This window comes from Aeromonas sp. s3 (assembly GCF_040907805.1).
Classification (GTDB): Bacteria; Pseudomonadota; Gammaproteobacteria; order Enterobacterales; family Aeromonadaceae; genus Aeromonas; species Aeromonas dhakensis.
In genome coordinates, this window is the sequence record NZ_JBFOCQ010000032.1 from 48002 (window position 1) to 72517 (window position 24516).

The window sequence follows — 24516 nt, forward strand, 5'->3', positions numbered from 1 at the left end:
TTCTGATGCTATTCGAGCTGGATCCAGGTGCTTTTCAGCTCGGTGTACTTCTCCAGCGCATGCAACGACTTGTCGCGACCGTTGCCGGACTGTTTGAAACCGCCGAACGGCATGGTCATGTCGCCGCCATCCCAGTTGTTGACGAACACGGTGCCGGCGCGCAGGGCGCGGGAGCCTTTCACCGCCTTGTTGAGATCCGCCGTCCAGATTGCGGCCGCCAGACCGTAGTCGGTGTCGTTGCCGAGCGCAATGGCCTCTTCCAGGGTATCGAAGCCGGTCACCGCGAGCACGGGGCCGAAGATCTCCTCGCGGAAGATGCGCATCTCTGGGGTCACCTCGTCGAAGATGGTGGGCTCGATATAGAAGCCGCCGCTCTCGGTATTGGTGCGTTTGCCCCCCAGCAGCAGCTTGGCGCCCTGCTGCTGGCCGATGGCGATGTAGTTGAGCACCTGCTCCATCTGGATGTGGTCCACCATGGCGCCGATGCGGGTGGTAGGGTCGAGCGGGTTGGCCGAGATCCACTCGCGGGCATGGGCCAGCAGCCGCTCCATGAACTGCGGCTTGATGCTGTTTTGCACCAGCAGGCGGGAGGCGGCGGTGCACACCTCGCCCTGGTTGTAGAAGATGGCACCGGCTGCGCTGCGGGCGGCGGCGTCCAGGTCAGGCGCATCCGCCAGTATGATGTTGGGGCTCTTGCCGCCGCACTCCATGAAGGCGCGCTTGAGGTTGGACTTGCCGGAGCACTGCACCAGATGCTTGCCGATCTTGGTGGAGCCGGTGAAGGTGATGCAGTCCACGTCCATGTGCATGGCCAGCGCCTCGCCGACCGTGTGGCCGAAGCCGGGCAGCACGTTGAACACGCCGTCGGGGATGCCGGCCTCCTTGGCCAGACCGGCGATGCGCAGGGCGGTGAGCGGGGATTTCTCGGAGGGTTTGAGGATAACCGAGTTGCCGGTGGCGAGCGCCGGGCCCAGCTTCCAGCAGGCCATCACCAGCGGGAAGTTCCAGGGGACGATGGCGGCCACAACGCCGAGCGGCTCGCGGGTCACCAGCGCCAGGGCGGACTCCTCGACCGGAGCGACCTGATCGTAGATCTTGTCGATGGCCTCGGCGTTCCAGGCGATGCAGTTGGCGGCGGCGGGGGCGTCATAACCCATGGCGTCACCGATGGGCTTGCCCATGTCGAGTGATTCCAGCAGTGCCAGCTCCACCAGATTGAGCCGCATCAGTTCGGCGAAGCGCTGCAGGATCTGCTTGCGCTGCTTGGGCGACAGACCGCTCCAGCGTTTGTCGTCAAAGGCGGCGCGGGCGGCCTGCACCGCCAGTTCGGCATCGGCGGCGTCGCAGGCGGCAACCCTGGTCAGCAGCTTGCCGTTGGCCGGGTTGATGCAGTCGAAGGTGGCGCCGTTGATGGCGTCCCGGTAGCTGCCGTCGATGAAGGCTTGCGAGGGCAGGGTCAGGTGGGAGGCCTTGTGTTGCCACTGGGCCAGGGTCAGGTCACTCATGTTCACTCCTTGAACCGGCAAAAAGTCAGTTTCCGCGTATCAATATGCTAAACATCCTGCCGCTTGTAAATCCATCCTGTAACAATTCGTTAAACACTTTGCCGGTTTGGCCTCATCCGGAATCCGTCCCGTTGAGGGTATCCGGCAGGGCAAACCGCACCGCAAGCGCGGCCGTCGGCGCCTGCCTAACCGCAGGCCGGCGCTAAGGGGCTGGTCGTGCTGTTGGGTCTGCCGAGGGGCGGGATCTCCCCTCTCATGGCTTAGAAGCTGGCGGGGGTGTTGGCCGAGATCAGCACGCATTCGTGCTCATCCACATTGCGAAAACGGTGCGGGGTGCGGCTGTCGAAGTAGTAGCCGTCCCCCGGCGCCAGCAGGTAGACCTGCTCGCCGACGGTGACCTCCACCTGGCCCTGGATGACGATGCCGCACTCTTCGCCTTCGTGGCTCAGCATATCGTCGCCGGTGTCGGCGCCCGGTGGCAGTATCTCCTGCATCATGCCGATGGCGCGGTTGGCGCGGCTGTGTCCCACCAGGCGGTAGCTGATGGGGTGGGTGCCGAGATCCGGCATGTCGGCGGCGCGGAAGATCACCTCGGAATCCATCTCCGTCTCATCGGTGAAGAAGGTGGCCAGCGACATGGGGATCCCTTCCAGCACCTTGCGCAGGGAGGCGACCGAGGGGCTCACCTGATTTTTCTCGATCTGGGAGATAAAGCCGTTGGTCACACCGGAGCGTTTGGCCAGCTCGCGCTGGGAGAGGGCGGCTTTGGTGCGAACCGCCTTGAGGCGGTGACCGATATCCATCGATAGACACTCCTTGACTGTTTACTATTATTAAATTTGTGTTAAATATCTTATACCACCCCGCTCAGAGCAGCTAGCCGGGTGACACCATATGGGGCAAGTTTGAGCCCTTTTTTAAGATTTTAGGTGTTTAATTTAATAGGCGTTGGCCGATAGTTACTAAACACCTTAAGGATGAGGTGACCATGAAACCGATCAGCGACATCAATACGCCCTCCGACATGTCCGCCTTCTGGATGCCGTTTACCGCCAACCAGCAGTTCAAGGCGGCGCCGCGCATCCTGAAGTCGGCCGAGGGAATGTATTATCACTCAGAGGATGGCCGCAAGATACTGGATGGCACCGCCGGGCTCTGGTGTTGCAACGCGGGTCATGGTCGGCACGAGATTGCCGAGGCGGTCTCCCAGCAGATTTCCCACCTCGATTTTGCCCCCACGTTCCAGATGGGGCACCCCCTGCCGTTCGAGCTGGCCAACCGGCTGGTGGAGATCGCCCCCAAGGGCTTCGGCCACGTCTTCTATACCAACTCAGGTTCGGAATCGGTGGATACCGCGCTCAAGATCGCGCTGGCCTGGCAGCGGGCGCGAGGTCAGGGTACCCGGACCCGGCTCATCGGCCGTGAGCGCGGCTACCACGGGGTCGGTTTTGGCGGCATCTCGGTGGGGGGCATTCCCGGCAACCGCAAGTGGTTCGGCTCCCTGCTGGGCGGGGTGGATCATTTGCCACACACCCTCAACATCACCAAGAATGCCTTCACCAAGGGGCTGCCGGAGGAAGATCTCAGCCTGGCTGACGAGCTGGAGAAGATCGTCTTCCTGCACGATGCCAGCAACATAGCGGCGGTAATTGTCGAGCCCATCGCCGGCAGTACCGGCGTGCTGATGCCCCCCAAAGGCTACCTCAAGCGGCTGCGGGAGATCTGTACCAAACACGGCATCCTGCTGATCTTCGACGAGGTGATCACCGGTTTCGGCCGCCTCGGCTCTCCTTTCGCCGCCCAGGAGTTCGACGTCATCCCCGACATGATCACCTGTGCCAAGGGGCTCACCAACGGGGCCATCCCCATGGGCGCCGTGCTGGTACAGAACCACATCTATGACGACATGATGGCGGCCGGCAAGGGGGCCATCGAGCTGTTCCACGGCTACACCTACTCGGGTCACCCGGTGGCCGCCGCCGCGGGCCTCGCGACCCTCGAGATCTATCGCAACGAGAACCTGCTCAGTCGCGCCGCCGATCTGGCGGGCTACTGGGAGGAGGCGGCCCATTCGCTGAAGGGCTGCAAGCACGTGAAGGACGTGCGCAACTACGGGCTGGTGGCGGGCATCGAGCTCGAGTCCATGCCGGATGCGCCGGGCAAGCGCGCCTACGAGGTGTTCGTGCGCTGCTTCGAGAAGGGAGCGCTTATCCGCGTCACCGGCGACATCATCGCCCTGTCGCCGCCCCTCATCATAGAGCGCAGCCAGATCGACGACCTCTTCACCCTGCTGCAGGACGCCCTGCAGGCCCAGGACTGACTTTTAACCGATTGATGGCGCCCGCCGCGGCGCCACTTGCCCGTGCCTGCTCCCCGGGCGGCGCGGGCAGGCACGAATAACCCATCACGGAGGATTTATGACATACAGGGTCAGCAACTTCATCGACGGCGAGACGACCGAGAGCCGCAGCGAGCGCTTCGGGGCCATCTTCAACCCGGCCACCGGCCAGCAGCAGGGCCAGGTGGTGCTCAGCACCGCCGCCGAGTGCCAGGATGCCATCGCCAGCGCCGAGCGCGCCCTGGCCGACTGGGCGCAGACCCCGCCGCTGGTGCGGGCCCGGGTGCTGTTTCGCTTCAAGGAGCTGATGGAGCAGCACAGGGACGATCTGGCGCGGCTGATCAGCCGCGAGCACGGCAAGGTGTTCTCTGACGCCCAGGGCGAGCTGACCCGCGGTCTCGAGGTGGTGGAGTTCGCCTGCGGCATTCCTCATCTGCTCAAGGGGGAACACTCCCTTAACGTGGGCCGCGGGGTCGACAGCCACTCCATGATGCAGCCGGTGGGCGTCTGCGCCGGCATCACCCCGTTCAACTTCCCGGCCATGGTGCCGCTCTGGATGTTTCCGGTGGCCATCGCCTGCGGCAACACCTTCATTCTCAAGCCCTCCGAGAAGGATCCCTCCCTCTCCCTGCGGATGGCCGAGCTGCTCAAGCAGGCCGGCCTGCCGGACGGGGTGCTCAACGTGGTCAACGGCGACAAGGAGGTGGTGGACGTGCTGTTGACCGACCCGCGGGTCGGCGCCGTGTCGTTCGTCGGCTCCACCCCCATCGCCCAGTACATCTATGCCACCGCCTCGGCCCACGGCAAGCGGGTACAGGCGCTGGGCGGCGCCAAGAACCACATGGTGGTGATGCCGGATGCGGATCTCGATCAGGCGGTCTCCGCCCTGATGGGGGCGGCCTACGGCGCCGCCGGCGAGCGCTGCATGGCCATTTCGGTGGCCGTGGTGGTGGGTGACGACACCGCCGATGCGCTGGTGGCCAGGCTGTCGCCGCTGGTGGCGGCGCTGCGGGTGGGCCCGGGGCTGGGCCAGAGCCCGGAGAACGAGATGGGGCCCCTCATCAGCCGCGAGCACCTGGCCAAGGTGCGCGGCTATGTGGATCAGGGGGTGGCCGAGGGGGCCGAACTGGTGGTGGACGGCCGGGGCCTGAGCCACGGCGAGGGTTACTTCATCGGCGGCAGCCTGTTCGACCGGGTGAGCCCGGAGATGCGCATCTACCGGGAGGAGATCTTCGGCCCTGTGCTGGCCATCGTGCGGGCGCCGGACTACGAGACGGCGCTCAAGCTCATCAACGAACACGAGTACGGCAACGGCACCGCCATCTTCACCTGTGACGGCGACACCGCGCGGGACTTCACCGCTCGCGTGCAGGTCGGTATGGTAGGGGTGAACGTTCCCATCCCGGTGCCCATGGCGTTTCACAGCTTTGGCGGCTGGAAGCGGTCCATCTTCGGGCCGCTCAACATGCACGGGCCGGATGGGGTGCGCTTCTATACCCGGATGAAGACGGTGACTGCCCGCTGGCCCCAGAGCCTGCGGGCGGGCGCGGAGTTCTCCATGCCGACCATGAAGTAATCAACCATGCAGCAGCTAGCCCGGACATGGCCCGGTGGCAGGAATCCACCTTCGTTCGCCGCTATCACTGTGAAGGAGTAACAGATGCGACTGGGAATTCTCGATTGTGACCGGCTGGACCCCGATTTGGCGGGGGACTTCGGCCCCGTTTACTCCGAGATGTTTATCAAGGGCTTCCGGGCACTGGCCCCCGGGCTGGAATTTCGGGTTTGGTCGGCGCTCGATGGCGAGCTGCCGGCCGATCTGCACGAGTGCGATGCCTGGCTCATCACCGGCTCGCGCCACGATGCCTACAGCGACATTCCCTGGATCCAGGCGCTGCGCGACTGGATCCGGCGCGCCCACGATGCCGACGTCAAGCTGGCGGGGGTCTGCTTCGGTCACCAGGTGATCGCCCAGGCGCTGGGGGGCGAGGTGGTGAAGTCCACCAAGGGTTGGGGGCTGGGGGTGTCGGTCCATCCCATGCTGGCCAGGCAACCCTGGATGGAGCCGGGGCTCGAGACCATCCGGATCCTGGCCAGTCACCAGGATCAGGTGGAGCAGCTGCCGCCGGGAGCCACCCGGCTGGCGGGCAATGATTTTTGTCCCAATTTCATGTTTTTGCAGGGTGACCACATAGTGGCCATCCAGGGACATCCGGAATTCTCGGTGGCGTACAACCGGGCGCTGATCGAGCGGCGGCGGGATTTCCTGTCCGATGACCGCTATCAGCGCAGCCTCTCCTCGTTGGAGGGAGAGGTGGATTCGGCCACCATGATGCAGTGGTTGTTGCAATTTTTGGGCATCCTGCCCGGCGCCGACACGGCCGCCGGCGGGATCACAGCAGGAGAGCGAGCATGATTATTGGCGTACCCAAGGAAATCAAAAACCATGAATACCGGGTCGGCATGACTCCCGCCGGAGTGCAGGAGCTGACGGCCCGGGGACACAAGGTGCTGGTGCAGCAGCAGGGAGGCGAGGCGATCGGGCTGTCCGACGCCGAGTACCAGGCAGCCGGTGCCGAACTGGTGGCCAGCGCGGCGGAGATCTTCGCCCGGGCCGAGATGATAGTGAAGGTGAAGGAGCCCCAGCCGGAGGAGTGCGAGCTGCTCAGACCGGGTCAGCTGCTGTTCACCTACCTGCACCTGGCGCCAGATCCGGTGCAGACCCAGCTGCTGGTGCACTCGGGGGCGGTGGCCATCGCCTACGAGACGGTGACCGACGATCGCGGCGGCCTGCCGCTGCTGGCGCCCATGTCCGAGGTGGCGGGGCGGATGGCGATCCAGGCCGGCGCCCACAGCCTGGAGAAGGCGCAGGGGGGCAACGGCACCCTGCTGGGTGGGGTGCCGGCGGTGGCACCCGCCAAGGTGGTGGTGCTGGGCGGCGGTGTGGTCGGTGTCAACTCGGCGCGCATGGCGCTGGGACTGGGGGCCGACGTCACCATCCTGGATCGCTCCCTGCCGCGACTGCGGGAGCTGGACAGCCTCTACGGCCCGGCCCTCAAGACCCTCTACTCCACCCGCACCAACATAGAGGCGTGCATCGCCCAAGCCGACCTGGTGATCGGTGCCGTGCTGATCCCGGGGGCGGCGGCGCCCAAGCTGCTGACCCGCGACATGCTCAAGCTGATGCGCAAGGGCTCGGTGCTGGTGGACGTGGCCATCGATCAGGGCGGCTGTTTCGAGACCTCCCACCCGACCACCCACGAGGAGCCCACCTACGTGGTGGACGGCATCATCCACTACTGCGTGGCCAACATGCCGGGCGGGGTGGCGCGCACCTCCACCTTCGCGCTGACCAACGCCACCCTGCCGTTCGTGCTGGCGTTGGCCGACAAGGGCTATGCCCGGGCGCTGCAGGAGGATCGCCACCTGCGGGCCGGTCTGAACGTGTTCAAGGGCAAGATCACCCAGGCGGCGGTGGCGCAGGCGCTCGGCTACGAGTACGTCAGCGCCGAGGCGGTACTGGACTGACGCAGCCGTCGCGAGTCCGCCCGGCAAACGTCGAGCGGGCTCACAAACCCCGCGATTTCAGGGAGGGCCGCTGTGGCCCTTTCTCATATACTGGGCTCCCCTGTCAGTGAGGTCTCTTCATGTCCCGCATTCTGCTGCTCGCCAATCTCAACTGTGATCACGTGCTCTCCCTCTCTGAACCCCTGGTGGCCGGTGCCCGCCTGCAATACGTGGATCAGGGCCGCCGGCTCGGCGGTGGCGCCGCCAACACCGGCATCGGGCTGGTGTGGGCCGGCCACGAGGTGACCATAGCGTCGCGCATCGGGCTGGACGAAACCGGCGACTGGCTGCTGGAGCAGGCGGCGGGCTACGGCCTGGATTGCAGCCATGTGGAGCGCTTCGGCGGCGAGACCGGCGAGCTGCTGATCCTGGTGGACTCCACCGGCGAGCGCACCATCCTCAGGCGGCCACGGCGCCCGGATCTGCCGGGGGATCTGCCGAGCGAGGGGGTGGACTGCCTCTACGTGAACTATCCCGGCACCGCCATCATTGGCTACATGCGCCAGATGCTCGGTAAGAGCTTCGTGGTGGCCCAGTACCCCAAGGGCGGCCAGGCGCGTCGCCCCTGCCACGTGCTGGTGGCCTCCCGCTCCGATCTCGGCGAGGTGGACGACCTCTGGCAGCATGCCCGCCAGATCGCCGGCGAGCAGCTGGCCTGGCTGGTACTGACCGAAGGCAAGGCGGGGGCGGTGGCCATTCACGGCGAGGAGCAGATCCGGGTGGCGGCGCGGCCGGTGTCGGTGGTCGATACCACGGGGGCGGGGGATGCCTTCGCCGGCGGCCTGATCCACGGACTGGCGCGGGGCATGGCGATCCGGGAGGCGCTGCAGTGCGCGGTGGACTGGGGCGCTTTTGCGGTCGCCTCCGAGAGTTCCATCCCCTCCAGCGCTCTGAAGAACTGGCTCAAGCAGCCCCATTGAATCGGCAAAAACGGTTGCGAATGACACATGGCAGCATCGATGGGGGCGAGGGAGGAAACCGGCGAATTTCACCGTCAAAACCCGCCAAAACCTTGAGCTAACCCTGCAAGTTTGCGATCAATCAAAGAAAGTGTCGATTTATGTGCATCTTCATCGACACCCGCCTGAGCTGCTCTTAACCTTGACCTCCACGACTCAGATTAAGAGGCGGACGCTGCGCGGGCGCAGGTGTTCCCCTACCTCTTAGCTTTAGGTCGTCGTCCTGATTTCTGGCTTGTAGTAAGAGGCAAGTGCGACCATGCAACTGACACGATTTACCGACTATGCCCTGCGTACCCTCACCTTTCTGGCCGTCCAGCCGGGAGATCGCCTGTCGACCATCACAGAGGTGGCCGATACCTTTGGCATCTCCCGCAACCACGTGGTCAAGATTGTCCACCAGCTCGGCATCAAGGGGTACATAGAGACGGTGCGTGGCAAGCATGGCGGCATCCGGCTCGGTCGCTCCGCCGTCTCCATCAACCTGCGCGACGTGGTGATGGACATGGAGCACGTGCTCTGCCCGGTAGACTGCAAGCGCGAAAACTGCCGCCTCTCCGGCGGCTGCCGAATCCAGGGCATTTTGCGTCGCGCCATGAACGCCTTCCTCGAGGTGCTGGGCGAATACACCCTGGCCGATGCGGTGCGCGACCCGACCCGGCTCTGCCACCTGCTCGGCATCGAACAGGATTCCATCCTGGCCATGGCATAAGCCAGGCAAGCACGACAAAGGGGCCCGCGGGCCCCTTTGTCGTTTGCGCCGGACGCGGGATCAGGGTTGGGGGATCAGGGTGATGGCGCCGTGCAGGCAGGCGAGGCCGCAGGCGCCGCAACCGTCGCAGGCCGCCATGTTGATGCTGACGCCGTCGGCGCAGGCCTTGATCGCCTGCTGGGGGCAGGCATCTTCACAGAGCAGGCAGTAGAAGCCCTGGCGGGCCTGACAGCTTGCCTCGATCCGTACCCGGGTCTGCACCTGACGGCCAAGTTGCAGGTCGAGGGCGCCGGTCGGACAGGCTCTGGCGCAGCTGCCGCAGTAGCTGCACTGGCCGCAGGCGAGATCGAGCAGCGGCGTGCCGGCGATGGGGCTGCCGTCGTATTCGGGCTGGGTGGCCGGTTTGAGCAGGCCGTTGGGACAGGCCTTGAAGCATTCGCCGCAGCGTGAGCAGAGGGAGAGGAACTGGGACTCTTCGATGGCCCAGGGGGGACGGGCTTCATGGCAAACCACTTCGGGTTTGCGGGAGCCTCCCAATGCCTGCGTCAGCCAGCGACAGAAAAAATGCGTCATGCCCACCCCTGATACCTATTAGGGGTTAATTTTATCCAAGTTTCCCTTCGCAAGCCAGAGAATAGCGCCGGCCAGGATCGCAAGCCGGGTTGCCCTTGTGTAAGCTAGGCGGGTCTTTTTGCAGGATTGAATGAACTCATGTGGTTATTTCTGTGGCGTGCTTCTCTGCTCTATGTCTTCCCCTTGCTGATGTGGGGCTACTGCCGCATCAAGGGGATCGAATTCGTCGAGCTCGACACCGGGGTTAACAGCCACAAGTGGGTGGTGCTGGCCGCCTATCTGCTCTACGTGCTGATCTGGCTGCTGCTCAACCGCTATCTCGAACTGTTCCTGCGCCAACGGGGTCGCAAATGATCGAGCCCGGGCTCTGGACCCTGCTGCTGCCGGGTGCGCTGCTGGCCATCGGCATTGGCTGGGGGATCGGGCGGCGCAGCGGCACGGCACAAGCCCGGGAATTGCTGCTGAGCCAGGAGCGCTTGCAGATGCTGCAGGAGCGTTATGACGAGCTGCAGGACGAGCGGCTGCTGGGCCAGCAGAAGCTGGATCAGCAGCAGACCCTGCTGATCAAGCTCACCGCCCGTCTCAAGGATGCCGAGGCCACCCTGCGCAGCGAGCGGCTGGCCGCCGCCGAGAAGCTGCAACTGCAACAGGAGGCGGAGGCTCGCCTCAGCCAGCAGTTCGAGAACCTCGCCAACCGGATCTTCGAGCAAAACTCGGGCAACTTCCGCGAACTGAACCAGAACAGCCTGGATCTGCTGCTTACCCCGCTGAAAGAGCAGCTGGAGGGCTTTCGCCGTCAGGTGGGGGAGACCCACGCCCAGGAGACGGCCCAGCGCCACAGCCTCAAGTTCGAATTGGAGCGCCTCGCCGAGCTCAACGCCCGCATGACCGAGGAGGCGGCGGCGCTGACCCGCGCCCTCAAGGGCGACAGCAAGCAGCAGGGCAACTGGGGCGAGGTGGTGCTGGCGCGCATCCTCAGCGAATGCGGTCTGCGCGAGGGTCACGAGTACCACACCCAGGTCAACATCGAGGTGGACAAGGGCAAGCGCTATCAGCCCGACGTCATCGTCCACCTGCCGCAGGACAAGGACATCATCATCGATGCCAAGGTGTCGCTGACCGCTTATGAGCGCTGGTACAACGCCGCTGACGAGCTGGAGAAGGCGGTAGCGCTGAAAGAGCACGTCGCCTCGGTACGCAACCACATCCGCGAGCTGGGCCGCAAGGATTACCAGCAGCTGCCCGGGGTGCGCACCCTCGATTACGTGCTGATGTTCGTGGCGGTGGAGCCCGCCTTCCTCACCGCGGTGGAGGCCGACCCCTCGCTGGTGCGCTACGGTCTCGACAACAACATCCTGCTGGTGAGCCCCACCAACCTGATGGTGGCGCTGCGCACCATAGAGAATCTGTGGCGCTACGAACGGCAGAACCAGAATGCCCGCCAGATCGCCGAGCGGGCCGGCCGCCTCTACGAGAAGCTGCGGCTGTTCGTGGAGGAGATGCAGCAACTGGGGGGCAGCCTGCACAAGGCGCAGGAGAGCTACGACAAGGCGATGGGGCGGCTGGTGAACGGCCGCGGCAACCTGATCGCCCAGGTGGAGCGCTTTCGCGAGCTGGGGGTGGAGGTGACCAAGACCCTGCCCGAGCCGCTGGTCAACCGGGCGCTGGAGCGAGAAGACCCGGCCGAGTGAGACGGAGCCTCATGCTTCATGTAACAAGAAGGGCAGCCAGTGGCTGCCCTTTTGTATTGCTTCGTCCGCACAGGCTTCGCTCTTCGAACGCGTGAACTCACCGGCATGCGGGTTGCCGCCCTGGTCGGTTATTGCCTCCAGAAGGAGGGGAAGAAGATCACCGCCACGGTCAGGATCTCGAGGCGCCCCAGCAGCATGCCGAACGACAGGATCCACTTGGCCGAGTCCGGCAGGGAGGCGAAGTTGGCGCTGGGACCGATGATCGGGCCCATGCCCGGGCCCACGTTGGCCACGGCGGTGATGGAGCCCGAGATGGCGGTCAGGGGATCCAGCCCGATGGCGCCGAGCAGGGCGGCGATCAGCAAGATGATGGCGAAGTAGGCCAGCACGAACGAGATCATCGAGCGGATGATGGCGTCGTTGACCGGCCGGCCGTTGTACTTCTGTGGGAAGACCCCGGAGGGGTGCATCAGCTGGCGCATCTGCTTCTTGAACAGGGCGAAGGCCACCTGTACCCGGAAGATCTTGAGGCCGCCGGCGGTGGAGCCGGAGCAGGCACCGAGCGCCAGCAGCACGATGAAGATGATGCTGGTGAGCGGGCCCCAGGTGCCATAGTCGCCGAGGCCATAGCCAGTGGTGGTGAGCACGGAGACGATGTTGAAGCTGCTGATGCGCAGGGCATCCGTGAAGTCGTAGGTGCCCCGCAACCAGAGATAGACGGTGACCACCAGGGTGACCCAGACCACCAGCCAGAAGAAGCCCCGCACCTGGGCATCCTTGAGCAGGCTGTGATCGCGCCGGCTCAGGCTCTGCACGTAGAGCAGGAAGGGCAGGCCGCCGAGAAACATGAAGAGGGTGCCGATCCAGTGCGCCGAGTTGGAGAAGTGGGACATGGATTGATCGGAGGTGGAGTAGCCGCCGGTGCTGAGGGTGGTCATGGCGTGATTGACCGCCTCGAACAGGGTCATGCCACTCACCCAGTAGGCCAGGAAGCAGAGCATGGAGAGCACCAGGTAGACCAGCACTATGTTGTTGGCCACCGTCTTGGCGCGCGGGGCACTTTTATCCGACCAGTCTGAGCTCTCGGTCTGGAACAGCTTCATGCCCCCCACGTTAAGGTAGGGCAGTACCGCCACCGCCATCACGATGAAACCCACCCCGCCCAGCCACTGCAGGATGGAACGCCACAACAGGATGCTGTGGGCCATGTTGTCGAGCCCGGACAGCACGGTGGAGCCTGTGGTGGTCACCCCCGACATGGTTTCGAAGTAGGCGTCGGTGAAGTTGATGTGGGTGATGAAGAAGAAGGGCAGGGCACCAAAGATGCAGGCCACCACCCAGACCGAGGTGGTGAGCAGGAACATCTCCCGCACGCCGAGGTGAAACTCCGCCTTGCGGCCGTAATGAAGGCAGATCAGGGCCGCGCCGTGGGTGATCAGCACCGACTTGAGAAACTCGACGAACCCCTCTGAACCGGTCAGCAGGGCCAGCAGGGTGGGCAGCCACATGAACAGGGCCAGTTTGGAGAGCACCAGCCCGAGGGTGAAGATGATGGGACGCAGCTTGATCATGCAAGATAACCTGGTCGTTGATTGACAAAAGACCCGGACAACCCCCTGGAGAGGCGGTGCCGGGTCTGCTTTGCGCTGCCTGGGTACATGGGCAGGTTACAGGAAGAAGGGACTTGGCTGGAACAAGCGTTCCACTTCCGGAATGTACTTCTTGTCCACCAGGAACATCACCACGTGGTCGTCCTGCTGGATCTGGGTGCGATCGTGGGCGATCAGTACTTCATCCCCCCGAACCACGGCACCTATGGTGGTGCCGGGCGGCAGCTTGAGCTCGCCCACCGTCTTGCCGACCACCTTGGAGGTGTTCTCGTCACCGTGGGCGATGGCCTCTATGGCCTCGGCGGCACCGCGACGCAGGCTGTAGACGTTGGCGATGTCGGCTCGGCGCACATGGGTCAGCAGGGCCGAGATGGTGGCCTGCTGGGGCGAGATGGCGATGTCGATGGAGCCGCCCTGCACCAGATCCACGTAGGCGCTGCGCTGGATCAGCACCATGGTCTTCTTGGCGCCCATCTTCTTGGCGAGCAGGGCCGACATGATGTTGGCCTCGTCCTCGTTGGTCACCGCGATGAAGACGTCGATCTGGTCGATGTGCTCCTCCGCCAGCAACTCCTGATCCGCCGCATCGCCACAGAAGACGATGGTGTTCTCCAGCACCTCGGAGAGCTGCTCCGCCCGCTTCTGGCTGCGCTCGATGAGCTTCACGCTGTAGCGCTTCTCCAGCTGGCGGGCGAGGCCGGCGCCTATGTTGCCGCCGCCGACGATCATGATGCGCCGGTAGGGGCTCTCGAGGCGCTGCAGCTCCGACATCACGGCGCGGATATGGCCCGCCGCCGCCACGAAGAACACCTCGTCATCCGCTTCTATGATGGTGGTGCCCTGCGGACGGATGGAGCGGCCCTGACGGAAGATGGCCGCCACCCGGGTTTCGATGTTGGGCATGTGATCGCGCAGGGTGGAGAGGGCGTTACCCACCAGCGGGCCGCCGTAGTAGGCCTTGACCGCCACCAGACCCACCTTGCCGCCGGCGAAGTCCACCACCTGAAGGGCGCCCGGGTATTCGATCAGGCGGCGCACATAGTCGGTCACTAGCTGCTCGGGGGCGATCAGGTGATCCACCGGCACGGATTCGGGCAGGAACAGCCGATCCCGCTCCACCAGATAGGCCGGGGAGCGAATGCGCGCCACCTTGTTCGGGGTGTTGAACAGGGAGTAGGCCACCTGGCAGGCGATCATGTTGGTCTCGTCGCTGTTGGTGACCGCGACCAGCATGTCGGCATCCTGGGCGCCGGCTTCGCGCAGCACCTTGGGATGGGCGCCGTGACCGTTCACTACCCGCAGGTCAAACTTGTCCTGCAGCTCGCGCAGCCGATCGCTGTCGGTGTCGACTATGGTGATGTCGTTGTTCTCGCCGGCCAGGTTCTCGGCCAGGGTGCCGCCGACCTGACCGGCGCCCAGAATGATGATCTTCATAGAACAGCCTCATGGACGTCACCCTTGCCAGCTCTGCCTGTGTGCGCGGGGACAGTCATCAACATCATGAATCTCATAGGGAAAACGTGCTCGATATTGGGCAGTAACGGGTGCCGACCGGCGGCACCCCCGTACTTGCGGCCCTGCTTAGCGCTTGCTCAGCCTGGCGTAGTAGAAGCCGTCCATCTCGGCCTCGCCCGGCAGGAACTGGCGACCCGGGCACTCCGGGGTGTCCTCTGCGTGCAAGGGCACCAGGGTGGCATCCGGCGTGGCCGCGAGGAAGGCGCGGATCTGATCGCGATTCTCTTCCGGCAGCACGGAGCAGGTGGCGTAGAGCAGAGTACCGCCGCTTTTCAGTTTCGACCAGAGGGCGCCGAGGATGCGGCGCTGCAGCTCTGCCAGCTCGCGAATGTCCTGATCCCGGCGCAGCCACTTGATGTCGGGGTGGCGGCGGATGACGCCGGTGGCGGAGCAGGGGGCATCCAGTAAAATACGGTCGAACTGCCCCTCTGGCCACCACTGATCCGGCGTGCTGGCATCGCCGTGGATCACCTTGGCGCTGAGGCCGATGCGATCCAGGTTCTCCTGCACCCGCTTGAGGCGGTTCTCGTCGGCATCGACGGCGACCACGCCGGCCAGCGCGGGTTGGCGCTCCAGCAGGTGAGCTGTCTTGCCACCGGGGGCGGCGCAGGCATCCAGTACCCACTCGCCCGGCTGCGGGTCGAGCAGGGCGGCCGCCTGCTGGGCGGCGCCATCCTGTACCGAGCAGTCGCCGACCTCGAAGCCGGGCAGCTTGGTCACGTCGCAGGGCCGCTCCAGCAGAATGCAATCCTCGCCCTCTTCACCGGCCACCGCATTGATGCCGGCGTCGGCCATGCGGGCCAGCATCTGCTCGCGGCTCTGGCGCTGACTGTTGTTGCGGATCCACATGGGCGGGCGCTGGTTGTTGGCCTCCATGATGAACTCCCACTCATCCGGATAGGCCTGACGCAGACGCTTGGTGAGCCACTCGGGGTGGCCGAGGCGCACGCTCGGTACGCGGTCGATGCGCAGCAGAATGACTTCGGCGCTGCGCTGGAAGTTGCGCAGCACGCCGTTGATGAGGCCGCGCAGAGAGGTACCCTTGAGCAGCTTGACGGCGTTGACGGTCTCGGCCACCGCGGCGTGAGCCGGAATGCGGGTGTAGATGAGCTGATAGAGACCGACCAGGATCAGGTAGTGGAAGATGCGGCTCTTGTTCTTGAGCGGCTTGTCCATCATCTCGCCGACCGCCGCATCGAGGCGGGGCAGCCAGCGCAGGGTACCGTAGCAGAGTTCTTGCAGGAGGGCGCGATCGCGGGGCGCAACCTTCTCCTGGGCAGCAGGCAGAACGGCTGAGAGGGACTGGCCCTGATCCAGCACCTGTTGAATGACGAGAGCAGCCTGTGCGCGTGTTTTCATAGTGTTACCTTAGATGCGCAAGTCGGGGCCTGGGCCCCGCCTTGTGTCAATTCAGTTCAATTCAATTGCGTGCCGGGTTCAAACCAGTCGCGGCGAGAGTTGAGCAGATCCGTCACGGACATCGCCTTCTTGCCGGGCGGCTGCAGGGTCAGCAGGCGCAGTACCCCCTTGCCGGTGGCGACATCGATCCCCTGCTTGTCGGCCTTGAGCAGGGTGCCGGCGCGCTGGCCGTGATCCTGTGTGATGACCTCGGCCTGCCATACCTTGACGGTCTGGTCAGCCACCTCGAACCAGCTGATGGGCCAGGGGTTGAAGGCGCGGATGCAGCGCTCGATGGCGGCCGCGTCCATCGACCAGTCGATGCGGGCCTCTTCCTTGGATAGCTTCTCGGCGTAGTTGGCCAGCGCATCGTCCTGCGCCTCGGCGGCGGTGTCGCCGGCGGCCATGGCATCGATGGTGTCGACCAGCGCCTGCGGGCCCAGCTCGGCCAGCTTGTCATAGAGGCTGGCGGAGGTCTCGTCGGCGGCGATGGGGCAGCTCATCTTGCGGATCATGGCGCCGGTATCCAGCCCCACATCCATCTGCATGATGGTGACGCCGGTTTCGGCATCGCCCGCCCAGATGGAACGCTGGATCGGGGCGGCGCCGCGCCAGCGCGGCAGCAGGGAGCCGTGCACGTTGATGCAGCCCAGACGTGGGGTATCGAGCACCACCTTGGGCAGGATCAGGCCGTAGGCCACCACCACCATCAGGTCGGCGCCAAGGGCAGCCAGTTCGGTCTGGGCCTCTTCCTTGCGCAGGCTAGCCGGTTGATAAACCGGCAGATCGTGGGCCAGCGCCAGCTCCTTGACCGGGCTGGCGGTGAGCTTCTGGCCGCGGCCGGCGGGCTTGTCCGGCTGGGTGTAAACGGCGACGACCTCGTGGTCGGAAGACAACAACGCCGCCAGGTGACGGGCGGCGAAGTCGGGAGTACCGGCAAAAATCAGTTTCAACTTATTCAATGGGGCAGATCCTCAGAGGACTTTGCGATCTTCACGGGCCATCTTTTCCAGCTTCTGGCGAATGCGTTGGCGCTTGAGCGGGGAGAGGTAATCCACAAACAGCTTGCCGACCAGATGGTCCATCTCATGCTGGATGCAGATGGCGAGCAGATCGTCTGCTTCCAGCTCGAATGCCTTGCCGTGGCGATCCAGTGCGCGCACCTTGACCCACTCGGCGCGGGGCACCAGGGCACGGCTGCCGGGCACGGAGAGACACCCTTCCTCGATGCCGGTGCTGCCGGCCTGCTCGATGATCTCGGGGTTGATCAATACCAGAGGATCTTCACGGTTTTCAGAGACATCGATCACTATGATGCGCTGATGAATGTCGACCTGAGTGGCGGCAAGGCCGATGCCTTCCTCCGCGTACATGGTTTCGAACATATCATCTACAATGTGTTGTAACTCGGGTGTAAAGGTCTCGACAGGGGCTGCGACGGTACGCAGACGCTCATCGGGGAAACGCAATACATCTAGAATGGCCATAGTTTTTTCTTTAGTTTCGTATAAATGCAGTCAATATTGGCGTAATTCTAGTCATTTACGCCGACAAAAAACAGCAACACTTTGCGCGCAGAAGTAACAGGGAGTGTTATGTATCTGAAGCAAACCATCCTCGCCTGCCTGTTGGCCACGTTGAGCCAGGGAGCTCAGGCCGACCAGCTCAAACTGAAGGCAGGCTATCCCGAGACCTATGTGGTGCAAAAAGGCGACACTCTCTGGGATATTTCCGGCCAGTATCTGGCAGAGCCCTGGCTCTGGCCAAGGCTCTGGAACATCAACCCGCAGATCGCCAATCCCCACTGGATCTACCCGGGTGACGTGCTGCACCTGAGCTGGGTCAATGGCGAGCCGCGGCTCGGCAAGGCGACTCAGGGCGGCAAGCAGGTGATCCGCCTCTCTCCCAAGAGCCGCTACGAGAACAAGGCCAATCCCATTCCGACCCTGCCGCTCAGTGAGATCGGCCCCTTCCTGCAGACCGACCATATTCTGGCAAACAGCCAGCAGGCGAAGCAGTTGCCCTACGTGCTCGGTAATGATGAGGCCCATATCGGCATGCTGGAAGGCGATACCCTCTACGTGCAGGGTTCGCTGATCCCGGGCCAGGATTACGGCATCTACCACCCTGGCGCCATCTACAAGGATCGGAAAACCGGCGAGCAACTTGGGCAGGAGGCGGTCTTCGTCGGTACGGCCAGGGCGGAGGCCCTGCTGCCGGATGGCCGTACCCGGGTCACCCTCAGCCACAGCAAGCGGGAAGTGTATCAGGGAGACAAGCTGATGCCGTTCCCGCCGCAGGAGAGCCTCTCCGCCGTTTTTACACCCAAGGCGGCCCCCGTCATCTCGCCCGGCTATATCGTCGATCTGCCGAGCAAGGCCCGGGGCGGCGGCAAGTTCGATGTCGTGCTTATCAACAAGGGTCTGCGGGATCAGGTGGCGCCCGGCGATGTATTGGAGATCCTGCGACCCGGGACCCGACTGGTGAGCAAGAATGGCAAGGTCGCCTATCGGGAGTACTCTTCTGTCTATGACAAGGCCTTCTATTCTGCCGGCAAACCACCGCTTCCCTCGGAGGCGGTGGCGCGGGTCATGCTGTTCAAGGTGTATGACAAGTTGAGCTACGGGCTGATCCTGCAAAGCCAGAACATGGTCGGCACCGGCTATCAGGTCAGCAACTTCTGACGTGACGCTTCCATCCGGGCGACTCGCGCTGTGGCTGACGCTGGATGCCGTTACCGGTATTGGCCCGGTCACTGCCGCTCGCCTGCTCGCCCATTTCGGCGGCGACATCGCCGCCCTGTTCGACTCGGAAGACGGCACCTTGCGAGAACTGGGTCTGCAAAGTGCCCAGATCCGGCAGATGCGATGGCCTCTGCCGGTGGTCGAACAGGGGCTGAGCTGGGCAACCGAGCCCGGCAATCATCTTCTCTGCCCCGACGATCCCGCCTATCCACCTCTGCTCAAGGAGATCCCTGCCGCCCCTCTGTTGCTCTACTGCCGCGGCAATCTGGCTGCGCTGTCTGTTCCCCAGCTGGCGATGGTCGGCACGCGCCACCCGACCTATGCCGGCAAGGACAATGCGGCCCGCCTCTGCAGCGAGCTGGTCGCGTGCGGATTGGCCATTACCTCCGGTCTGGCGCTTGGCATCGACGGGATTTGTCATCAACAGGCGCTGACAAACGGGGGGATCACCCTGGCAGTGCTGGGTTCCGGGCTCGACAGCCTCTACCCAAAGCGTCATCAGGGGCTGGCAGAGCAGATCCTGGCGCAGGATGGTGTGCTCATCTCCGAGCTGGTGCCCGACAAGGGGCCGCTGGCGGAACACTTTCCACGGCGCAATCGCATCATCAGCGGCCTGTCGCTGGGAACCCTGGTGGTGGAGGCTGCCGAGCAGAGCGGTTCGCTCATCACGGCCCGTTACGCGCTAGAACAGGGACGGGATGTCTTCGCCGTGCCGGGGGCACCGCAGAACGGGCAGGCGCTGGGCTGCAACAAATTAATCCAGCAGGGGGCCAAACTTGTGTTGAACGCGGCCGATATAGTGGAAGAGCTGCCGGGATTCTGTGCCCTGAGCCATCAAGGGACGGATATGTCTGAGCAGCAGCATAATAGCGAATTGCCTTATGCCGATTTGTTGGATAACGTAGATTACGAGACCACGAGCGTGGATACCGTTGCCGAGCGGACCCAGCTTCCTGTCGAAGTGGTATTGGGCAGGTTGGTTGAGCTGGAGCTGGCCGGAGCAGTGATGGCGGTAGCCGGTGGATACGTCAGAGCGAGGAGGGCGAATCATGTTTGATGTACTGATGTACCTTTTCGAGACCTACATCCACAGCGATGCAGATGTGACGGTCGAACAGAACGAACTCACCGATGAACTGAGCCGCGCCGGTTTCGACAAGGAGGAGATCGAGAAGGCACTCGACTGGCTGGAAAGATTGGCCAACCTGCACGACAGCGAGCGGGAGGTCTATGTGGCCGCCAGCACGCAAGGCTCGATGCGCATCTATGCCCCGCAAGAACTGGCCCGTCTAAGCACCGAGTGCCGCGGCTTCCTGCTGTTTCTGGAGCAGGCCCAGGTGCTCAACGCCGAAACCCGCGAAATCTGCATCGAGCGTCTGCTCGAGCTGGACAAGCCGGATATCGAGCTGGATGACCTGAAGTGGGTGGTCATGATGGTGCTCTTCAACGTTCCCGGCAGTGAAAACGCCTACCAGCAGATGGAAGAGCTGGTGTTTGACGAGTCAGATGGCGTCATCCACTGACAGCCCGCAGCCGCGCTGGTAGAATCCGGATCATCTGGATTTCAAGGCGCGGCCCATGTCAAAGATCGATCACCACCTCTTTTCTGCCCACGAGCATGCGCTTGACCGTGAGCCATGCCCGCAGTGTGGTGCCGAGCTGGTGATCCGCCAGGGCAAGCACGGCCCTTTTCTGGGCTGTTCCGCCTACCCCGCCTGCGACTTCATTCGCTCCCTGACCCCCTCCGGCCGTGACATCGAGAAAGTGCTCGAGGGGTCTGCCTGTCCGGACTGCGGTCAGCCGCTGGCGATCAAGAAGGGGCGCTATGGGTTGTTCGTGGGCTGTACCCAATATCCGGCCTGCCAGCACATCGAATCCCTGCAGGAGAGTGACGATACCCAGGTACTCTGTCCCGAGTGCGGCAAGGGTCATCTGATCAGCCGTACCTCGCGTTATGGCAAGCAGTTCTACTCCTGCGACGGATATCCCCACTGCAAATACGTCGTCAATGACAAGCCGGTTGCCATGCCTTGTCCGCAGTGCGGCTGGGGCATCATGGTGGAGAAAAAGGTGCGGGGGAGTGTGCGCTGGATCTGTCCGCAAAAGAAATGCGGCCACCAGAGCGAGCGGGTATAATCGCGCCGCCTTGAGCGAATTGAAACGTTTTCGGCAACCTTCCACCCCCACTTGGAGTAAGGAAATTCCCGCCATGACTAAACCTTTCGTTGCCGTATTGATGGGCTCTGATTCCGATTTTCCCGTGATGCAGACCACTCTTGAGGTTCTCAAGTCGTTCGACATCGCGGTGGAAGTGAAGGTGACTTCCGCACACCGTACCCCGGCTGCGACCCACCAGTACGTAACCGATGCCGAAGCCCGTGGCTGCAAGGTCTTTATCTGCGCCGCCGGTCTGGCCGCTCACCTGGCAGGTGCCGTGGCTGGCATCACTACGCGTCCCGTGATCGGCGTGCCCATCGATGGTGGTCCGCTCAAGGGGCTGGATGCCCTGCTCTCCACCGTGCAGATGCCGGGTGGTGTGCCGGTGGCAACCGTGGCTATCGGTAAAGCCGGTGCCAAAAATGCCGGCTATCTGGCCGCCCAGATGCTGGCGGTGGCCGATGATGAACTGGCGGCCAAGGTTCGGGCCGAGCGCCAGAAGAATGCCGACGAGGTGCTGGCCAAGGATGCCGCCCTGCAGGCTCAACTCAAGTAAGCCCCGAGACGGCAACCACGGTCAGCTTCGCTCTCTGTTGTTGGCAGGGTGATGAAGGGGGCTGCGGTGGTTGCCACCCTGCGGGGTCAACCTTAATTGATGATGAGGCGACAGCCCGGCTGTCGCATTTTTTATGTCCAAAGAATTTGAACTTGCTGTTGCCGCACTCCAGCACGATGGGGTGATTGCCTACGCTACCGAAGCGGTTTTTGGCCTGGGATGTGATCCCGATTCCGAAGCGGCGGTACAACGCCTGCTGGCGATCAAGCAACGACCGGTAGAGAAAGGGTTGATCCTGATTGCCGCCGATCTGGCCCAGCTGCAGGATTACATCGATTTGGACCAGCTCACCAGCGAGCAGCTGGCCAGGGTGGAGGCCAGCTGGCCCGGCCCCTTTACCTGGATCATGCCGGCTCGTCCCGATACGCCGGCCTGGCTGACCGGACAATTTGACACCCTGGCCGTGCGCGTCACGGCCCATCCACAGGTACAGGCGCTGTGCCGCGCCTTTGGCAAGCCGCTGGTCTCCACCAGTGCCAACCTGACTGGCGAGGAGCCCGCCCGCCGGCTGGCCGACATCGGCGAATTGCTGGCCAGCCAGCTGGCCTATATCCTGCCTGGTGAGGTGGGGGGGCAGGCCAACCCATCCGAGATCAAGGATGCCAGAACCGGTGCCGTCATTCGCCCATCCTGAGCGGCGTTGGTGACCAGGTCTGGTGACTATGCGGACGGGCTGAAAGCCGGTTCGAGGACATCACAATAATAGGGTCAGGCGACGATCCTGGCTGACTGGAGACAAGATGAGCAAACCGGATGTGGCCCAGGTCAAGGCCTTCCTGTTGCAGTTGCAGGACGACATCTGCCGAGGACTGGAGCAGGCTGACGGTGCCGGGCACTTTGTGGAGGATGCCTGGCAGCGTGAGGGGGGCGGCGGTGGCCGTACCCGGGTGCTGCGCCATGGCGCGGTGATCGAACAGGGGGGGGTCAACTTCTCCCATGTGTATGGCGATGCCATGCCTGCTTCCGCCACGGCCCATCGCCCCGAGCTGGCCGGCCGCAGGTTCGAGGCCATGGGGGTGTCGCTGGTGATCCATCCACACAACCCCTACGTGCCGACCAGCCATGCCAACGTGCGTTTCTTCATCGCGGAAAAGGAGGGGGAGGCGCCCATCTGGTGGTTCGGAGGTGGCTTCGATCTGACGCCGTTCTATCCGTTTGAAGAGGACGTTCGGCACTGGCATCAGGTCTCCCACGATCTCTGCCAGCCGTTTGGCGACGACATCTATCCCGAGTTCAAAGCCTGGTGCGATCGCTACTTCTTACTCAAGCATAGAGGCGAGACACGGGGTGTCGGCGGTCTCTTCTTCGACGATCTCAATCGCTGGCCGTTTGCCGACAGCTTTGCCTTCATGCGAGCGGTGGGTGAAGGCTACCTCGCCGCCTATCTGCCGATTGTCGAGCGACGCAAAGGAGATGCCTATGGCGAGCGGGAGCGGGAGTTCCAGCTATATCGCCGCGGTCGCTACGTGGAGTTCAATCTGGTGTACGACCGCGGTACCCTGTTTGGTCTGCAGACGGGGGGGCGCACCGAGTCGATCCTGATGTCGATGCCGCCACTGGCCCGCTGGGAGTATGACTGGCAACCGGAGGCTGGCAGCCCGGAGGCGCAGCTCTACACCGACTATCTCAAGCCGCGTGAGTGGCTGTGAAGCAAGGGGCCATCGCGGCCCCTTCTTGTTGCCGATATTCGACTTGTTCCCGCGGGGGAAAACCCGTTAAATCGGGAGATTGCCCTCTAAAGGAACGCCTTGATGGATCGTTATCTGGTTTTTGGCCACCCGGTGCGCCACAGCAAATCCCCCTTCATTCATACCCTCTTTGCCCGGCAGACCCAGCAAGAACTGGAATATGGTCTGGCCGAGCCGGCAGTCGAGGAGTTCGCCACCGCATTGCGTGCCTTCTTTGCCCAGGGCGGCAAAGGGTGCAACGTCACTGTCCCCTTCAAGGAGCAGGCATTTGCCCTGGTCGACCGGCTGAGCCCCAGGGCCAAACGGGCGGGGGCGGTCAATACCATCAAGTTGACCGATGACGGCGTATTGCTGGGGGACAATACAGATGGGGCCGGGCTGGTGGCTGACCTCAAGTCCCACGGGATGAATTTGGCCGGCAGCAGGATCCTGCTGCTGGGAGCGGGTGGTGCGGCGCGCGGTGCGCTGGCGCCCTTGCTGGCCGAACTGCCGACCGAAGTGGTGATCGCCAACCGGACCCACGCCCGGGCCGAGCAGCTGGCAGCCGAGTTTGCTGATCTGGGGTCCGTCAGTGCCCAGACTTACCCACAGCTGGCCGGTCCTTTCGATCTGATCATCAACTCCACCTCCGCCAGCCTGCAGGGAGAGCTCCCGCCTCTGGATCCTGCCCTGATCCATGCCGACATCGCTATCTACGACATGATGTATGGTGCGACGGATACCCCTTTTATTGGTTGGGCCAGACAACATGGTGCCCGCCAGGCCATGGACGGGCTGGGCATGCTGGTGGAACAGGCGGCCGAAGCGTTTACCGTGTGGCGCGGAATCCGGCCAGGGACTAAACAGGTATTGAGAGAACTGCAACGCAATCTGGGGACCCTATGAATCAAGGCATCCTGTTTCCCGAGCTGGCGGACTGGCAACCGCATGAACAGCGCATCCATTTTCCCGCCCAGCAGATGGGGGCACTGGTCGACTGCTACATCAGCCGCCGGCGACTGGAAAAAATGACCGGTCTCTCCCTGGCCAGGGAGGAGGACATACTGCGGGCCTTCGAAAGCGTACGTTTTGACATCGAAGAGATGGCTGAAAAACTCATTGAAGAACAAGAGTTTGCAGAGGATGGTGCAATCTATCTGTGATTTTTACGAGTTTTTTCTCAAAGCAGCGGAACTTGTACCAAGAGACGTGGACTAACTAGATAGTTGAGGAAGTGCTAGCTAGTCACCTTTATAACGCCCCGGTATTCGTACTGGGGATTTTTTTATCTGCATGAAAAGTAAGAAAATTTATGTAATTCATTTTTCGTGAAACTAAATTACATAAATTACTTTCACTTTCTGCTGCTTTGCTATACAGTTAGCAACGTAGGGTACAGAGGTAAGATGTTCTATCTTTCAGACCTTTTATTTCACGTAATTGAATGTGGCTGAATAGCAGCCC

25 protein-coding genes are annotated in these 24516 nt (G+C 63.2%); 17 read left to right on the top strand and 8 right to left on the bottom strand.

Annotation, left to right across the window (positions count from 1 at the left end):
- Positions 1–8: 8 nt before the first annotated feature.
- Both AB5Y98_RS17855 and AB5Y98_RS17860 read right to left on the bottom strand, forming a co-directional pair.
- Positions 9–1505 carry an aldehyde dehydrogenase gene (locus tag AB5Y98_RS17855; protein WP_124251122.1) on the bottom strand — a complete coding sequence of 499 codons (1497 nt, stop codon included), beginning with the start codon at positions 1503–1505 and terminating at the stop codon, positions 9–11.
- Between the two features lie 260 nt (positions 1506–1765).
- Positions 1766–2308, bottom strand: a complete 543-nt coding sequence (locus tag AB5Y98_RS17860) for a cupin domain-containing protein (protein ID WP_005307724.1) — start codon at positions 2306–2308, stop codon at positions 1766–1768.
- 185 nt (positions 2309–2493) lie between these two features.
- On the opposite strand from AB5Y98_RS17860, the gene AB5Y98_RS17865 reads away from it, so the two are divergent.
- From AB5Y98_RS17865 to AB5Y98_RS17890, 6 genes are all read left to right on the top strand, one after another.
- Positions 2494–3825, top strand: a complete 1332-nt coding sequence (locus tag AB5Y98_RS17865; RefSeq protein WP_017788686.1) for an aspartate aminotransferase family protein — start codon at positions 2494–2496, stop codon at positions 3823–3825.
- Between the two features lie 97 nt (positions 3826–3922).
- Entirely contained in the window at positions 3923–5419 is a 1497-nt protein-coding gene (locus tag AB5Y98_RS17870) for a CoA-acylating methylmalonate-semialdehyde dehydrogenase (RefSeq protein WP_201882215.1), read from the top strand.
- Positions 5420–5503: 84 nt separating this feature from the next.
- Complete coding sequence (locus tag AB5Y98_RS17875; RefSeq protein ID WP_010635457.1) at positions 5504–6259, top strand: glutamine amidotransferase; 756 nt, start codon at positions 5504–5506, stop codon at positions 6257–6259.
- On the top strand, positions 6256–7371 hold the full coding sequence (gene ald, locus AB5Y98_RS17880) for an alanine dehydrogenase (RefSeq protein ID WP_010635456.1): 1116 nt from the start codon (positions 6256–6258) through the stop codon (positions 7369–7371). Before AB5Y98_RS17875 ends, ald begins: the two co-directional genes overlap by 4 nt.
- 119 nt (positions 7372–7490) lie before the next feature.
- Positions 7491–8330, top strand: coding sequence for a PfkB family carbohydrate kinase (locus tag AB5Y98_RS17885; RefSeq protein ID WP_005307736.1), 840 nt, complete (start codon positions 7491–7493; stop codon positions 8328–8330).
- Positions 8331–8628: 298 nt separating this feature from the next.
- Positions 8629–9081: an Rrf2 family transcriptional regulator gene (locus AB5Y98_RS17890; RefSeq protein WP_005307739.1), complete on the top strand. Its 453-nt coding sequence runs from the start codon at positions 8629–8631 to the stop codon at positions 9079–9081.
- Positions 9082–9141: 60 nt separating this feature from the next.
- On the opposite strand, the gene AB5Y98_RS17895 is transcribed toward AB5Y98_RS17890, so the two are convergent.
- Positions 9142–9654, bottom strand: coding sequence for a ferredoxin-type protein NapF (locus AB5Y98_RS17895; protein WP_010635455.1), 513 nt, complete (start codon positions 9652–9654; stop codon positions 9142–9144).
- Between the two features lie 138 nt (positions 9655–9792).
- On the opposite strand from AB5Y98_RS17895, the gene AB5Y98_RS17900 reads away from it, so the two are divergent.
- Positions 9793–10008 (top strand): hypothetical protein, encoded by a 216-nt coding sequence (locus AB5Y98_RS17900; protein ID WP_005307744.1) that lies wholly within the window; start codon positions 9793–9795, stop codon positions 10006–10008.
- The gene (rmuC, locus tag AB5Y98_RS17905) at positions 10005–11345 is read left to right on the top strand and encodes a DNA recombination protein RmuC (RefSeq protein WP_226009154.1); all 1341 of its coding nucleotides are present in this window, start codon (positions 10005–10007) and stop codon (positions 11343–11345) included. The genes AB5Y98_RS17900 and rmuC overlap by 4 nt, the downstream gene beginning before the upstream one ends.
- Before the next feature lie 128 nt (positions 11346–11473).
- Here the strand turns inward: rmuC and AB5Y98_RS17910 are convergent, their stop codons facing one another.
- The 5 genes from AB5Y98_RS17910 to def all read right to left on the bottom strand — a co-directional run bounded on the left by AB5Y98_RS17910 (position 11474) and on the right by def (position 17355).
- A complete protein-coding gene (locus tag AB5Y98_RS17910) occupies positions 11474–12916 on the bottom strand; it encodes a TrkH family potassium uptake protein (protein WP_368232401.1) in 1443 nt (480 codons plus the stop codon).
- A gap of 96 nt (positions 12917–13012) precedes the next feature.
- Positions 13013–14389 (bottom strand): Trk system potassium transporter TrkA, encoded by a 1377-nt coding sequence (gene trkA, locus AB5Y98_RS17915; RefSeq protein ID WP_010635452.1) that lies wholly within the window; start codon positions 14387–14389, stop codon positions 13013–13015.
- 147 nt (positions 14390–14536) lie between these two features.
- Positions 14537–15829: a 16S rRNA (cytosine(967)-C(5))-methyltransferase RsmB gene (gene rsmB / locus AB5Y98_RS17920; protein ID WP_017785240.1), complete on the bottom strand. Its 1293-nt coding sequence runs from the start codon at positions 15827–15829 to the stop codon at positions 14537–14539.
- Between the two features lie 56 nt (positions 15830–15885).
- Positions 15886–16830 carry a methionyl-tRNA formyltransferase gene (gene fmt / locus AB5Y98_RS17925; protein WP_017766225.1) on the bottom strand — a complete coding sequence of 315 codons (945 nt, stop codon included), beginning with the start codon at positions 16828–16830 and terminating at the stop codon, positions 15886–15888.
- Positions 16831–16842: 12 nt separating this feature from the next.
- Entirely contained in the window at positions 16843–17355 is a 513-nt protein-coding gene (gene def, locus AB5Y98_RS17930; RefSeq protein WP_011704266.1) for a peptide deformylase, read from the bottom strand.
- A gap of 108 nt (positions 17356–17463) precedes the next feature.
- Here def and AB5Y98_RS17935 point away from each other — a divergent pair, with 108 nt between their 5' ends.
- The 9 genes from AB5Y98_RS17935 (at position 17464) to AB5Y98_RS17975 (ending at position 24215) form a co-directional block, all read left to right on the top strand.
- A complete protein-coding gene (locus AB5Y98_RS17935; RefSeq protein ID WP_017778614.1) occupies positions 17464–18552 on the top strand; it encodes a LysM peptidoglycan-binding domain-containing protein in 1089 nt (362 codons plus the stop codon).
- 1 nt (position 18553) lies between these two features.
- On the top strand, positions 18554–19669 hold the full coding sequence (gene dprA, locus AB5Y98_RS17940) for a DNA-processing protein DprA (protein WP_042005815.1): 1116 nt from the start codon (positions 18554–18556) through the stop codon (positions 19667–19669).
- Complete coding sequence (locus AB5Y98_RS17945) at positions 19662–20135, top strand: DUF494 family protein (protein ID WP_005307774.1); 474 nt, start codon at positions 19662–19664, stop codon at positions 20133–20135. The genes dprA and AB5Y98_RS17945 overlap by 8 nt, the downstream gene beginning before the upstream one ends.
- Positions 20136–20190: 55 nt before the next feature.
- The gene (locus tag AB5Y98_RS17950) at positions 20191–20748 is read left to right on the top strand and encodes a type I DNA topoisomerase (protein WP_065017232.1); all 558 of its coding nucleotides are present in this window, start codon (positions 20191–20193) and stop codon (positions 20746–20748) included.
- 73 nt (positions 20749–20821) lie between these two features.
- Positions 20822–21325 carry a 5-(carboxyamino)imidazole ribonucleotide mutase gene (gene purE / locus AB5Y98_RS17955; RefSeq protein ID WP_005307779.1) on the top strand — a complete coding sequence of 168 codons (504 nt, stop codon included), beginning with the start codon at positions 20822–20824 and terminating at the stop codon, positions 21323–21325.
- A 133-nt stretch (positions 21326–21458) separates the two neighbouring features.
- Positions 21459–22019: a Sua5/YciO/YrdC/YwlC family protein gene (locus AB5Y98_RS17960; RefSeq protein WP_005307782.1), complete on the top strand. Its 561-nt coding sequence runs from the start codon at positions 21459–21461 to the stop codon at positions 22017–22019.
- A gap of 106 nt (positions 22020–22125) precedes the next feature.
- The gene (gene hemF, locus AB5Y98_RS17965; protein ID WP_368232403.1) at positions 22126–23034 is read left to right on the top strand and encodes an oxygen-dependent coproporphyrinogen oxidase; all 909 of its coding nucleotides are present in this window, start codon (positions 22126–22128) and stop codon (positions 23032–23034) included.
- Between the two features lie 102 nt (positions 23035–23136).
- On the top strand, positions 23137–23958 hold the full coding sequence (gene aroE / locus AB5Y98_RS17970; RefSeq protein WP_368232405.1) for a shikimate dehydrogenase: 822 nt from the start codon (positions 23137–23139) through the stop codon (positions 23956–23958).
- A complete protein-coding gene (locus tag AB5Y98_RS17975) occupies positions 23955–24215 on the top strand; it encodes a DUF1488 domain-containing protein (RefSeq protein ID WP_005307791.1) in 261 nt (86 codons plus the stop codon). The genes aroE and AB5Y98_RS17975 overlap by 4 nt, the downstream gene beginning before the upstream one ends.
- Positions 24216–24516: the final 301 nt, after the last annotated feature.

Coding starts and splice junctions, on each gene's coding strand:
- AB5Y98_RS17870 (WP_201882215.1), top strand. CDS start 3,923: ATGACATACAGGGTCAGCAACTTCATCGACGGCGAGACGACCGAGAGC.
- hemF (WP_368232403.1), top strand. CDS start 22,126: ATGAGCAAACCGGATGTGGCCCAGGTCAAGGCCTTCCTGTTGCAGTTG.
- AB5Y98_RS17895 (WP_010635455.1), bottom strand. CDS start 9,654: ATGACGCATTTTTTCTGTCGCTGGCTGACGCAGGCATTGGGAGGCTCC.
- AB5Y98_RS17890 (WP_005307739.1), top strand. CDS start 8,629: ATGCAACTGACACGATTTACCGACTATGCCCTGCGTACCCTCACCTTT.
- rmuC (WP_226009154.1), top strand. CDS start 10,005: ATGATCGAGCCCGGGCTCTGGACCCTGCTGCTGCCGGGTGCGCTGCTG.
- aroE (WP_368232405.1), top strand. CDS start 23,137: ATGGATCGTTATCTGGTTTTTGGCCACCCGGTGCGCCACAGCAAATCC.
- rsmB (WP_017785240.1), bottom strand. CDS start 15,829: ATGAAAACACGCGCACAGGCTGCTCTCGTCATTCAACAGGTGCTGGAT.
- AB5Y98_RS17860 (WP_005307724.1), bottom strand. CDS start 2,308: ATGGATATCGGTCACCGCCTCAAGGCGGTTCGCACCAAAGCCGCCCTC.
- AB5Y98_RS17975 (WP_005307791.1), top strand. CDS start 23,955: ATGAATCAAGGCATCCTGTTTCCCGAGCTGGCGGACTGGCAACCGCAT.
- trkA (WP_010635452.1), bottom strand. CDS start 14,389: ATGAAGATCATCATTCTGGGCGCCGGTCAGGTCGGCGGCACCCTGGCC.
- AB5Y98_RS17935 (WP_017778614.1), top strand. CDS start 17,464: ATGTATCTGAAGCAAACCATCCTCGCCTGCCTGTTGGCCACGTTGAGC.
- AB5Y98_RS17945 (WP_005307774.1), top strand. CDS start 19,662: ATGTTTGATGTACTGATGTACCTTTTCGAGACCTACATCCACAGCGAT.
- AB5Y98_RS17900 (WP_005307744.1), top strand. CDS start 9,793: ATGTGGTTATTTCTGTGGCGTGCTTCTCTGCTCTATGTCTTCCCCTTG.
- AB5Y98_RS17910 (WP_368232401.1), bottom strand. CDS start 12,916: ATGATCAAGCTGCGTCCCATCATCTTCACCCTCGGGCTGGTGCTCTCC.
- AB5Y98_RS17885 (WP_005307736.1), top strand. CDS start 7,491: ATGTCCCGCATTCTGCTGCTCGCCAATCTCAACTGTGATCACGTGCTC.
- AB5Y98_RS17855 (WP_124251122.1), bottom strand. CDS start 1,505: ATGAGTGACCTGACCCTGGCCCAGTGGCAACACAAGGCCTCCCACCTG.
- def (WP_011704266.1), bottom strand. CDS start 17,355: ATGGCCATTCTAGATGTATTGCGTTTCCCCGATGAGCGTCTGCGTACC.
- AB5Y98_RS17960 (WP_005307782.1), top strand. CDS start 21,459: ATGTCCAAAGAATTTGAACTTGCTGTTGCCGCACTCCAGCACGATGGG.
- ald (WP_010635456.1), top strand. CDS start 6,256: ATGATTATTGGCGTACCCAAGGAAATCAAAAACCATGAATACCGGGTC.
- AB5Y98_RS17875 (WP_010635457.1), top strand. CDS start 5,504: ATGCGACTGGGAATTCTCGATTGTGACCGGCTGGACCCCGATTTGGCG.
- AB5Y98_RS17950 (WP_065017232.1), top strand. CDS start 20,191: ATGTCAAAGATCGATCACCACCTCTTTTCTGCCCACGAGCATGCGCTT.
- AB5Y98_RS17865 (WP_017788686.1), top strand. CDS start 2,494: ATGAAACCGATCAGCGACATCAATACGCCCTCCGACATGTCCGCCTTC.
- purE (WP_005307779.1), top strand. CDS start 20,822: ATGACTAAACCTTTCGTTGCCGTATTGATGGGCTCTGATTCCGATTTT.